The organism is Candidatus Poriferisodalis multihospitum (assembly GCF_028283155.1).
Taxonomy (GTDB): domain Bacteria; phylum Actinomycetota; class Acidimicrobiia; order Acidimicrobiales; family Poriferisodalaceae; genus Poriferisodalis; species Poriferisodalis multihospitum.
Genome location: NZ_JAPYOK010000071.1, coordinates 1 through 11470, shown reverse-complemented (window position 1 = coordinate 11470; position 11470 = coordinate 1). Strand labels below are relative to the sequence as shown.

The 11470-nt window shown below is 68.6% G+C and carries 12 protein-coding genes, 1 tRNA gene and 1 pseudogene; 9 read left to right on the top strand and 5 right to left on the bottom strand.

What is annotated here, in order from left to right:
• The 4 genes from VI480_RS06610 to VI480_RS06595 all read left to right on the top strand — a co-directional run.
• On the top strand, positions 1-942 hold a 942-nt coding region (locus tag VI480_RS06610), incomplete at its 5' end, for a 4-hydroxyphenylacetate 3-hydroxylase C-terminal domain-containing protein (RefSeq protein WP_323672034.1).
• 23 nt (positions 943-965) lie between these two features.
• A complete protein-coding gene (locus VI480_RS06605; RefSeq protein WP_323672033.1) occupies positions 966-1538 on the top strand; it encodes an amino acid synthesis family protein in 573 nt (190 codons plus the stop codon).
• The gene (locus tag VI480_RS06600) at positions 1538-1669 is read left to right on the top strand and encodes a hypothetical protein (protein WP_323672032.1); all 132 of its coding nucleotides are present in this window, start codon (positions 1538-1540) and stop codon (positions 1667-1669) included. The genes VI480_RS06605 and VI480_RS06600 overlap by 1 nt, the downstream gene beginning before the upstream one ends.
• Positions 1670-1712: 43 nt before the next feature.
• The gene (locus VI480_RS06595) at positions 1713-2897 is read left to right on the top strand and encodes an amidohydrolase family protein (protein ID WP_323672031.1); all 1185 of its coding nucleotides are present in this window, start codon (positions 1713-1715) and stop codon (positions 2895-2897) included.
• Between the two features lies 1 nt (position 2898).
• Here VI480_RS06595 and VI480_RS06590 read toward each other — a convergent pair whose 3' ends face one another.
• Together VI480_RS06590 and VI480_RS06585 are read right to left on the bottom strand one after the other, a co-directional pair.
• Positions 2899-3249 carry a hypothetical protein gene (locus VI480_RS06590; protein WP_323672030.1) on the bottom strand — a complete coding sequence of 117 codons (351 nt, stop codon included), beginning with the start codon at positions 3247-3249 and terminating at the stop codon, positions 2899-2901.
• Positions 3250-3318: 69 nt separating this feature from the next.
• On the bottom strand, positions 3319-4347 hold the full coding sequence (locus VI480_RS06585) for a TIGR03617 family F420-dependent LLM class oxidoreductase (protein WP_323672029.1): 1029 nt from the start codon (positions 4345-4347) through the stop codon (positions 3319-3321).
• Positions 4348-4473: 126 nt separating this feature from the next.
• Between VI480_RS06585 and VI480_RS06580 the strand changes: the two genes are divergently transcribed.
• From VI480_RS06580 to VI480_RS06570, 4 genes and pseudogenes are all read left to right on the top strand, one after another.
• Positions 4474-4914, top strand: a complete 441-nt coding sequence (locus VI480_RS06580) for an SRPBCC family protein (RefSeq protein WP_323672028.1) — start codon at positions 4474-4476, stop codon at positions 4912-4914.
• A 64-nt stretch (positions 4915-4978) separates the two neighbouring features.
• Positions 4979-6670: pseudogene (locus VI480_RS15640) on the top strand (sulfatase-like hydrolase/transferase); the annotation flags it as partial.
• Between the two features lie 105 nt (positions 6671-6775).
• Positions 6776-7681, top strand: a complete 906-nt coding sequence (locus VI480_RS15635; RefSeq protein ID WP_416246656.1) for a type 1 glutamine amidotransferase domain-containing protein — start codon at positions 6776-6778, stop codon at positions 7679-7681.
• Entirely contained in the window at positions 7674-8315 is a 642-nt protein-coding gene (locus tag VI480_RS06570; protein WP_323672026.1) for a TetR/AcrR family transcriptional regulator, read from the top strand. The genes VI480_RS15635 and VI480_RS06570 overlap by 8 nt, the downstream gene beginning before the upstream one ends.
• Positions 8316-8360: 45 nt before the next feature.
• Here VI480_RS06570 and VI480_RS06565 read toward each other — a convergent pair.
• Positions 8361-8436, bottom strand: a tRNA-Arg gene (locus tag VI480_RS06565).
• Positions 8437-8530: 94 nt separating this feature from the next.
• On the opposite strand from VI480_RS06565, the gene VI480_RS06560 reads away from it, so the two are divergent.
• Positions 8531-8776 carry a hypothetical protein gene (locus tag VI480_RS06560; RefSeq protein ID WP_323672025.1) on the top strand — a complete coding sequence of 82 codons (246 nt, stop codon included), beginning with the start codon at positions 8531-8533 and terminating at the stop codon, positions 8774-8776.
• A 20-nt stretch (positions 8777-8796) separates the two neighbouring features.
• Here VI480_RS06560 and VI480_RS06555 read toward each other — a convergent pair whose 3' ends face one another.
• Both VI480_RS06555 and VI480_RS06550 read right to left on the bottom strand, forming a co-directional pair.
• A complete protein-coding gene (locus VI480_RS06555) occupies positions 8797-10038 on the bottom strand; it encodes a DUF222 domain-containing protein (RefSeq protein ID WP_323672024.1) in 1242 nt (413 codons plus the stop codon).
• 356 nt (positions 10039-10394) lie between these two features.
• Positions 10395-11369, bottom strand: a complete 975-nt coding sequence (locus VI480_RS06550) for a metallophosphoesterase (protein WP_323672023.1) — start codon at positions 11367-11369, stop codon at positions 10395-10397.
• Between the last annotated feature and the right edge of the window lie 101 nt (positions 11370-11470).

Sequence of the window (11470 nt, the reverse complement as noted above, 5' to 3'; positions counted from 1 at the left end):
GCGAACCTGCAGCCGCTTCAAGCCGGCGAGGAGGATCTGGCCATCTCCTTCGCCCTGCCGCTCGACATGCCCGGAGTCAAGATCGTCTCTCGCAAGAGCTTCGAGCAGCATGCAGTCAGCCCGTTCGACAACCCGCTCTCACACCGGTTCGACGAGAACGACGCCATCATCTACTTCGACGACGTGACGGTGCCGTGGGAGCGGGTCTTCGTGTACCGCAACACCGACATGTGCCGGCGGCAGTTCCATGACACGCCGGGGCACGTGTACCAGAACTACCAAGCTCAAGTTCGTCTGGTGGTGAAGCTGCGATTCCTGCTGGCGGTGGCCCGGCGGCTCACCGAGACCATCGGCACCGTGAACATGGTGCAGGGGAAGCTGGGCGAGCTGGCCGCCCGGGTGGCCTCGATCGAGGGTCTGCTGTTCGGCATGGAGGCCAGCGGGCACCATGTCGGCGAGCACTACGTGCCCAACCGGCACCTGCTGTATTCGGCGCAGGTCACCACGCAGGCGTTGTACCCGCAGCTGATCACCGAGATCCGGGAGCTGGCCGGCGGCGGGCTGATCATGCTGCCGTCGTCGGTGGAAGATCTGTCCCATCCGGAAGTTGCCAGTGTCCTCGACAGCACGTTGGTGTCGGCTCGTGAGGGCGAGGGGGCCTACGAGCGGATGAAGTTCCTGAAGCTGGCCTGGGATGCCATCGGTTCGGAGTTCGCCAGCCGTCATACCCAGTACGAGATGTTCTACGCCGGCGCCCAGTTCGTGACCCAGGGCCACAGCTTCCGCACCTACGACTGGGACGGCGCAGACCGGCTGCTGGACGCGATGCTCGAGGGCAACGACGCCCTCTGGGACGGCGCTGGCCAACTTGATGCTGGGCCGAATCCTGGCGGGCATGACACCAGCGAGCCGGATGGATCCGGTCGCAGCGAGTCCGGCTAGGGCGACACGGAAAGGACGCTGTCGTGGAGATCCGCAAGATGATGACGTTCGTGGAGGACACCCGCAGCGAGGCCGGGGTCGACGTCGATCCGGTACTGCGCAAAGTGGCAGTCGTAGCGGTCGTGAAGAACGACTACGCGGGCCGCCATGTTCAGGACCTGTCGCCGTACTACGAGGCCAGCGTCGAGCTCGGCGAGGTGATCGCGGCGCTGGCGGTGGAGCAGATGAAGCCGTACACGGTCATGAGCTATGGCAAGGCGGCCATCGTGGGCCTCGACGGCGAGCAGGAGCACGGCGTGGCACTGCTGACCACCCCGTACGGCAACGTGCTGCGCGAGGCGGCCGGCGGCGGGACGGCCTGGATCTCATCGGCAACCAAGCGTGCACAGCCCGGGGCGTCCATCGACATCCCGCTCGCGTACAAGGATGCGTTGTATGTGCGCTCGCACTACGACGCCATGAGCATCACCCTGCACGATGCCCCGCTGCCTGACGAGATCGCCGTGATCTGCTGCTTCGCCAACCGCGGTAGACCGCATCACCGCGTCGGCGGCCTCAGCATCAAAGACGCCACCGGCGAGGACGGTCTGACCTGATGCGCGTGACGGCCAACATCGGCCCTGTGCTGGCTGTCGAGCTGACGGCGAGTTGCTCCGCCGATCGCCGCCATCGTCATGTCGGCTGGTTGAGCATCGATGATGCGGTGGGCGAGGACGGGCTGACCTGATGCGTGCTGGTCGGATGTCGGCTGAGTCGAAGGGGGTGACCTGATGCATGTCGCGATCATCAACATCGGCAGTCTGTTGAGCGGCGACTGGCGCGAGCCCTTCATCGATGCCAACACCGTGGTGACCGACGGTGGGTTGATCTCGTGGATCGGCACATCCGGCGGCGTGGCCGAAGAGTTCGACTATTGCGACGTGGTGATCGATGCGGCCGGAGCCACGGTGGCGCCGGGGCTGATCGACTCGCACGTGCACGTGGCGTTCGGCGACTTCACGCCACGTCAGAACACGGTCGGCTACCTCGAGAGCTACCTGCACGGCGGCACCACGACGGCGCTGTCAGCGGGCGAGGTACACATCCCGGGCCGACCGCACGACCTGGCCGGCGTGAAGGCCCTCGCGGTGGCTGCTCATAAGTGCTACGAGAACTTCCGGCCCGGCGGCATGCGGGTTCATGCCGGGTCGCTGCTGCTCGAGCCGGGGCTTGAGCCCGACGACTTCGCAGCCGTGCGGGCCGACGGCGTGTGGCTCTGCAAGGCCGGCTTCGGCGACGTGGAGGGCGCCAAGGACTACGTCGAGCTGGTGGCCATGGCCAAGGAAGCCGGCCTCGTCACCACACTGCACACCGGCGGCTGCTCCATCCCCGGCACGTTCCCCGTGACCGGCGAGGACGTGCTCGACATCAACCCCGACATCTCGTTCCACATCAACGGCGGTCCGGTCGCCATCGAAGACCGCTACTACGACATGATTGCCAAGACCGAGATCGGCATGCAGGTCTGTGCTGCGGGCAACCTGCGCACCGGCATCCTCGCCGCCGAAGCAGCCCACCGCCACGACGCCTTCGATCGCCTGCTGATCGGCACCGACACGCCCACCGGCAGCGGGATCATGCCGCTCGGGATGCTCTACACCATCGTCCACATGGCGGCCGTCAGCGACCTAGACGTGGCTCACCTGATCGGCGCCGCCACCGGCAACGTGGCCCGCATGTTCGGGCTGAACAACGGCATGATCTCTGCCGGCCGCGACGCCGACCTGATCGTGATCGACGCCCCGCTCGGCGGCACCAAGGACACCGCGCTGGATGCCATGAAGAACGGCGACATGATCGCCGTCGGCGCCGTCATCACCGATGGCGTGCCCCGCTTTGTCGGCCGCAGCCGCAACACGCCGCCCACGACCCGCCCGATCACCGTGAGCCGCTCGTCAGTCCTCCGCGAGTTCTAGATCAAGCAGCCGCCATGAAGCGCACGTTGAGGTGCAGGTAGGCGTTCGGGTTGGGGTGCTTGGCCCAGACGTCCTGCCACTCCTGGCTGCCGAGCGTCGACCGGAAACCCTCCTCGCGCGCGGCCCGGCTGGCCCACCGGATGATCCAGCACACGTTCGGCTGTCCGTGCGGCGACACCTGCGGATCGGACCCGGCGACCTCGGGCTCATGACCGTCATCAACCCAGAAGTCGATGACGTCGAGGTTCTCCCGCAGCCACGGCGCTGCGTGCTCGGCGGCCCACTGCTTGTACGCCTCGAACCACTCGGAATCGATGGTGTAGTCGCGGACTTCGACGATTGCTTCTGACATGGCAGTTCCTTTCGTTGCCTGCGGGACGCAGTCTTGCAGGGGCCTGTGACATGAATCACAGGCGCATCATCAGTTGCCGTCGCTGCGGATGGCCTGGATGTCCTGGATCACGTCGGGCGGAAGATCCGCCCCGATGTCCATCGACACCGAAGCGTTGACTTCGTCGACCAGCCCGTCGAAATGCTCGGCAATGGCGCCGGCGATCTGGTCATGGCGGCCCACGGCGGCGAACAGCTGCACCACGTCGTCATCGACGCAGCCGGCCATCTGGCCCCAGCCGTCGTTGCGTGACAGATGGTTCAGCTTCTCGCCAAGATCGCCGAGATCATGCTGCTCGAGTACCGGCCAGTACGCCCGGGTGCTGCCGTAGAAGCCGATCCGGCAGCGCACCCACTCGACCATGCGGTCGACAGTCTCGTCGTCGGGGCCGGTGCAGATGAACCCGCCGCCGGTCACCCAGAAATCGCTTCGGCTGCGGCCGGCCCGGTCGAGTCCGGTCTGCAGCTCGGGCATGACTTGACGTCTCAAGTAGTCGGGCGTGCAGAAGCCGTGCAGGCGGACCCCGTCGCAGTGCTGGCCGGCCACCCGCAGCATGGCGGGGCCGACCGCAGCGATCATGATCGGCGGAGTCGGGCCGTCGAGCGGTTCGGGCGTGAAGTTGGGCGTCATCAGCGAGAACTGGTAGTGCTCGCCGTCGTAGCTGAGCCGCTCGCCCGTCGACCATGTGTGCCAGATGGCCCGGATCGCTTGCACATACTCGGCCATGCGGGGCGCCGGCGCCGACCACGGCACGCTGAACCGCCGCTCGTTGTGCCCCTTGACCTGGCTGCCGATGCCGAGCACGAACCGCCCGCCCGAGGCCGCCTGCAGGTCCCACGCCGTCGAGGCCGTCACCATCGGGCTGCGGGGGAAGCTGATCGCCACGCTGGTGGCGAGCTTCACCCGCTCGCTGTTGACCGCCGCGATCGCCAGCGGGATGAACGGCTCGTGGCGGTTCTCCATCGTGACGACGCTGTCGTAGCCGTCGGCCTCGATCCGCCGCACCTCGTCGGGCACGGCTGGCAGGTTGTGCTGGGGCAGTGTTGCGCTGACGTGCATGGCGTCCTCCGGCTCGCAGGGGCTCCATGTTGCCGTGGGGCCACGCCTCACGCTCGCGGCCGTGCTCTGGCGAAACAATTGCCAGTCTGAACGACAATAGATCAGCTCGCCGCTAGGGTTGCGCTTGTGACCGAGACAACCTCCACGTTGGCGATCCCGGTTGCGGCGGCCGACGTGTGGGATGCGCTGGCGGACTTCGGGGAGATCGTGCGCTGGGCGCCGAACGTCGATCACTCGTGCCTGCTGAGCGCCCAGACCTCTGGGGTCGGCACGGTGCGGCGCATCCAGGCCGGGCGCAGGACGCTGGTGGAGCGGGTGGTCGAGTGGCGGCCCGGCGAACGGCTCGGCTACGACATCGAAGGGCTGCCTGTAGTCCGGTCGCTGCGGAGCACCTGGCATCTCGACGAGCGGGGCGCCCGCACGGTGGTGTCGCTCACCACCGCGGTCGATGCAGGGTCAGGCCCGCCGCAGAAACTGGCCGCGAAGGCGCTGTCCCGTCAGCTCTCCAAAGTGTCGAATCAGATGCTGGGCGGACTCGACGAACACCTGCGGAAGGCTGCCCTGTGATGACTCGCTTATGCCGGCGAACCGCTCGGACCGTGCTGCGGCGTGACAGGCAGGCATCGGCGTCATGAACGCCCGGCCCGACGTGATCATCTTGATGACCGACCAGGAGCGTGCCCCGCCGCCGTATGAGCCGGCCGAGGTGCGGGCGTGGCGCAAGCGTCTCGGCGGCGCCGCCTGGTTCGAGGACCACGGCGTGTCGTTCGGGCGCCACTACACGGGGTCGGTCGCCTGCGTGCCCAGCCGGCCCACGCTGTTCACCGGTCAGTACCCCGACGTGCACGGCGTCACACAGACGAACGGCCTCGGCAAGATGGCCGACGACAGCCGGATGCGCTGGCTGCGGCCGGGCGAGGTGCCCACGCTGGGCCACTGGTTCCGGGCCGGCGGCTACGACACGCACTACCAGGGCAAGTGGCACTGCAGTCACGCCGACTTGATCCATGCGGGAGCGCGGCTGGACACCAACGACGACGAGGGCACCGTCGACGCCGCTGCCGAGCAGGCCTACCTAGACGCCGACCCGCTCGGGCCGTTCGGTTTCTCCGGTTGGATCGGCCCCGAGCCCCACGGCGGGCGCCCGGCAGACAGCGGGCTCGTGCGTGACCCGCTCTTCGCCGACCGGGTGGTCGCCTGGCTGGAGGATCGCTATGCCCGCCGCCGGGCTGGCGACGAGGCAGCACTGCGGCCGTTCCTGCTGGTGGCCAGCTTCGTGAATCCCCATGACATCGTGTTCGCCCCGGCATGGCTCGGCCGCCGCGGCCCCGACAACCCGCTGGCCGCCAGCGACGCCGATCCGCCGCCGATCCCGCCGTCGCCCACCGACGACGAGGACCTGTCCACCAAGCCGGCGGCACAGATCGCCTTCCGGGCGTCGTACCCGACCACCTACGGGCTGGCGCCGGCCGTCGACCGGGTGTACCGCAACCAGGCGGCCGAGTACCGCAGCCTCTACTACCGGCTCCATGCCGAGGTCGATGGTCCGCTCGACCGGGTGCGCCGGGCGGTGACCGAAGGCGGCTCCGATGAGGCGGTGCTGGTGCGCACGTCGGATCATGGCGAGCTGCTGGGTGCGCACGGCGGGCTGCACCAGAAGTGGTTCAACCTCTACGACGAGGCGACGCGGGTGCCGTTCGTGATCGCCAGGATCGGCTCGCAGGCGACGGCGGGCCGGGTCGTCGACGATGCGCCGACGTCTCATGTAGATCTGGTGCCGACGTTGCTCGGGGCGGCGGGCATCGATACAGCATCGGCGGCGGCCGAGCTGCGGAGCACCCATTCAGAGGTGCACCCGCTGCCCGGCCGTGACCTGATGGACGTGGTCGACGGCGTTGCGGAGCCGGACCGGGAGCGTCAGGTGTACCTGATGACCCGCGACAACATGCCCGAGGGCGATTCGGGTGCCAGTGCGATGGCCCGGCGGATGGGAAGAACGCCCCCGCCGCTGCGCATCCAGGTGCCGGCCCACGTCGGCGCCAACTTCGAGAGCCTCGTGTGCCGGATTGACGACGCTCGCCCTGCCGCTGATGTCGGCAGCGTCGCTGGCCGAGCGGCTGGCGGGCACGATTCGGCAGCTCAGTCCGCACCGGCTCGCGACCCGGAGCAGGAGTCGGAAGCAACCGGCTCGACTCGAGCCAGATTCGACGATCGGCGCATGTCCCTGTGGAAGATCGTCCGCACGTTCGACGATCCGGCGACGTGGACCCAACCAGGTGTGCGGCACCTTGCGGCCGACAGCCCTGCCGGGGAGGTGTACCGCACCGAGCCGCTGCCCGATCAGTGGGAGCTGTACGACCTCGACGCTGACCCGGTCGAGGCGCACAACCGCTGGCGCGACCCGGAGGCGGCCGAGGTATTCGCAGAGATGACGGCACGTCTGGCCGCCGAGCGAGCTCGAGCCGTCCCCGAGCGCAATCAGCCGTGGCCGTACGCGATGCGGCAGCCCGGCGGAGGCACTGGCGGCTCGGCGATGAGCGGATCAGTCAGGGTTCGCCCGCCCGCTCGTGCGCTTCGCAAGGTGCTGCAGCGGCTCGGCATGCATCCCGACGACGTTGAGTCGATTGATGTTGACGTCAGCGGCCGGCGGGCGCTGATTGTCGCCACGAATCATGGCGTGCTGGACATCGGCAAGCCGACCGGGGTGTTCGCCAGCGAGATGACGGTGCCGTACTACGCGTTCGCCGATGCCGGCATGTCGGTGGATGTCGCCAGCCCCAAGGGCGGCGTCATCCCGGTGGACCCGCAGTCGCTGCGCGCCCCACTGCGCACCGAGGCCTGCGATCGCTTCCTCGCCGACGAAGTCTTCAGAGGCAAGGTGCAGGAGTCACTGGCCGTCGGCGACCTCGACGTTGCCGACTACGACGTCGTCTACCTGGCGGGCGGCTGGGGAGCTGCATTCGACCTCGGGTTCTCCGAGGAGCTCGGCCGCAAGATCACCGAAGCCGACGAGCAGGGCAGTGTGATCGGCGGCGTGTGCCACGGCCCGCTGGGACTGCTGCAGGCCAAGGCCGCCGACGGCAGCCCGCTGGTCGAGGGCCGCCGGGTGACGGCAGTGACCGACAAGCAGGTCCGAGAATTGCGGATCACCTCCACGCCCCAGCATCCCGAGACCGAGCTGCGCAAAGCCGGCGCCCTGTTCGAGAGCGTGACCCGGTTCCGGGACCCGCTCGCCAACCACTGGGTAGTCGACGGCAACCTCGTGACCGGCCAGAACCAGAACGCAGCGCCGATGGTCGCCCGCGAGATGCTGCGACTGCTGAGTCATGACTGATCGGGCGTCGACTGGCACGGTGCCGTCGCCTGATGCCGGTGTTCATGACGCGGAGCCCGTGGACGGCCGGGTTGCGCGGCGTGAGCGGAATATCGACGCCGTCCTCGATGTCGTACTCGAGATGTTCGCCGAGGAGTGGCTGTTCCCCACCATGGAGCAGGCAGCGAGCCGGTCGGGCCTGTCGTTGCGCTCCCTGTACCGCTACTTCGCTGATCCGGGCCAGCTGCTCGAGGCCACCATCAGGCGAAACCGGGAACTTGCCGTCCCCGTCGCCCACCTGCACGCCATCGGCGAGGGCCCACTAGCTGCCCGCATCGACGCCTTCGTAGCCATGCGGGTGCGCCTCTACGACACGTTCGGCCCGGTGTACCGGGCGACGCTGGCTCATGCCCACCGGCTGCCCCGCATCAGCGACCAGCTCGCCACGGTCCGCGACGAGCTGCGAGAACAGTTTGAGCTGCAGTTCGCCCCCGAGCTCGCCTGCCGCACGTCAGCCGACCGTGACTCGGCGCTCGCGGCCGGTGATCTGCTGGCTCAACTCGACTCGATCGACTACCTCCGCCGCCACCGTGCCCTGTCCGCCACCGAGACCGCGACCGTGCTGTCGTCGACCCTGAACACGCTGCTGGGCTGAGTCGGCCACAACACCGGTGGCGCCTGGGGCCTCGTCGAACACGCCTGGCGCCCTCGGCAGGATTCGAACCTGCGACGCACGGTTTAGGAAACCGACGCTCTATCCCCTGAGCTACGAGGGCAGGGCTTGAGCGGAATGTACCGCCGAGACCAGCCCGGCATGACGTGCGGATCAAGTGTGGCTTGCGGCCGTCCGGCTGCCGTAAGCTCGATGGCATGGCCTCGGCCGGGACCATCGGCGGGGCGGCGGCTCGTCTCCACTGGACCGAGCGAGCCGGGGTGCCGCGCATGCAGCGGGTCGACTCAGCGGCCGGCATGTCCGAGCACACGTGGATCCGATGGTTCGAACCGGACCGCGTCGAGGGCCTCGGCGGCAGTGCCCTAAGGCGTGGCTCCAAAACTGCCCAAGCGAAGGCGGAGTTCGAGTACTACCGGGACACATTCTTCGTCCCGGGCTTCTGACCAGCCGGCCTCACGACTGCCTAGGGGCCTCGGGGTTGTCCGTTGGTTCGTCGCGGTGCGGGCATGGGCCCCGTCTCTTGGATTGTGGTCCAGGTGCCGTCGGGTTGGGGGATCATCTTGTGGCCGTGCTGGTGGAGGTGATGGTGGTGGGTGTGGCAGAGCAGCACGAGATTGTCGAGGTCGGTGGGGCCGCCGTCGGTCCAGTGGTGGATGTGGTGGGCGTCACAGCGTGAGGGCGGCTGGTTGCAGCCGGGCCATTGGCAGTGTCTGTCGCGGGCGATGAGCAGCCGTCGCAGCCGCAGCGGCACTGTTCTGGCCGAACGGCCGACGTCGGCGGGTCCACCGGGGCCGCCTAGGATCATGGGGATGATCTCGGCGTCACAGGCGAGGCGTCGCACGATGTGGGGCGGCAGCTCGACTCCGGCGTCGGTGAGGCCCATCTCGTCGGTTGAACCGCGCAGGCCGTCGAGCCCGATCAGGACGCTGATCTGCGCCGGTGGCAACCGCAGCACGATCGCTGCGTCGTCGTCGCCAACCGGCTGATCGGGGAAGTGGCCGTCTGGTCGGGCGCGGGCGTGGAGCCGCTCGACTGCGGCGGTGTCGGTGTCGGTGTGGGTGATGCCCGTGAGCGCGTAGGCGAGCACGTCGGCGTCTCGTTGGGCGGGTGTGCGACGGCCGTTGCGCACTTGCTTGTCGTTGAGCCAGTACTGGCGGCGCAGCGCCTCCAAGCCGGCCTCGACCGCGGCGCCGACCTCGGGGTCGAGCTTGGCCCACAGGCGCAGCATCCCCTCGTGGTCTCGCTGCCAGCCCGCGCCGCGAGACCGGCGCTGCCGCTCGAAGCGCTCCATCGGGGTCTCCACTGAGTGGTCGGCCTCGGCCCGGCGCACCCGCCGACGCGTGGCGTCGGTGTCCTCGCCGGCCGCGGCAGCCGCCACCAGTTCGGCGCGCACCCCATCAGGCACACGCGCGTCGCACAGCGCCTCGGCCTGGGCAGCGTTGATATCCCCCACTGACAGCGCCTCCAGCACCCCATCGTGTTCGCGGGCCTTCTCAGCGCCACGCACCATCTTGCGGGCGTCACGCTCGGACACCCCCGCCGCATCGCGCAACGACAGATGCGGCGCAACATCAGGTGCAACACCAGAGCGGCTCAGCGCATCCAGCGCGCCCAGTACCTCGGCCCGATACCCCGCCAGCCGATTCGCGACCCGCTCGATGTCGCCCAGCACACCCAACAGCGCATCGCGCCCCAACCCGGCCAACGCCGCACCACCCAACCGGGACAGCGACAATTGCTCGGGCGAATCAGGCCGAACAGACAGGCCGGACCGGTCGGGGTAGCCAGCTTCGCGAGACGGCCGGAGCTGGTGAGGCAACGGCGACCTCGGTTTGGGCGATGCGAGTTGGGTCGATTGGGCGGAGCCGGTGACAAGGTGTTCTGCACGGGCGTGGTTGGCGGACGTGTCACCGGCGGAGAAGAGCTCAGCGGATGCGCCCACAGCATCATCGTCGGCAGCGCCCACAGCACCCGCCTCGCCAGCCCGTCCGGCCCCGCCAGAACCGTTCCTCAACATGGGAACAACCGTACGAAGGGGGTGTCACACGAATACGAAACGGCTCATCGGTCGCCAGCCACCAGATCGATGATGCCGATCGAGGGGCGCACGCCCAATCGCAGCTGCGGGGCGTTGCCGCGCTCGCGGCCCACGCCGGTCGACACGTAGATCGGCGTCCCGTGCAGCTCGTGCAGCCCGCCCGCCGCCACATGCCGGGGCACGCTCGACAGCGTCAGCGGCGGTCCGAACCACGGCAGCGACACCTGCCCGCCGTGCGTGTGACCAGAAACCACCAGATCGACCGGCGTCTGCCGCACCAGCTCAATGGCGTCCGGCTTGTGCCCGATCAGAATCCGCACGCCCGAACCCGACCGCACGCCCAGACCCGTCCGCACGCCGGCCGACCCTCCGTCGCCGTCGCCATCGCCGCCGCCATCGCTGTCGCCATCGCCGCCGCCGGCTAGTCCCACACCATCACCAGCCAGTCCCTGCCCGCCACCAGCCAGTCGCCTCGCCATCCGCCGAGCCGCCGCATCGTCGCCGAACAGCGTCGTTCCGCCCACCCACACCGACACCCCCTTGAGCTCGAACACATCGATCTCGTTGTCGAGCACCCTCGCGCCAGTGCCCTCGGTGATCCGGCGCAGCCCCGCAACCGTGTCGGTGTTGCCGCTCACCAGGTACACCAGCGGCACCTCGCCCACAATTCGCCTGATCAACTCTGTGAACCCCGGCGCCCGCTCGTCGAACAGCCCAGCGTCGAACTGGTACAGGTCACCCGGCAGCAGCACGATGTCGGGTTCGAAACCCAGCAACCGCTCCACCGCATCACGCTCGTACACACCCACCGCCGTGGTCTGCAGGTCAGCCAGCACGCCGATCCGGATCGGCTCGTCCACCCCATCCACCCCGTTCAACCCGTCCACCTCGTTCAACCCATCCACGGCCAGCGACACCGTCTCCACCCGCAGCCAGAACGGCTCGACGTAGGTCGCATACACACCGACCGGAATGGCGGCCAGCGCAACGACACACACGGCCGTGACCCCCCACGGCCTCGGCCGCGCCCATGGAGGCGGCGTCCAGGCTGGTGCGGACCACGTAGACGCCGTCGAGCCGCGCCTCGGCGGCGATCCGG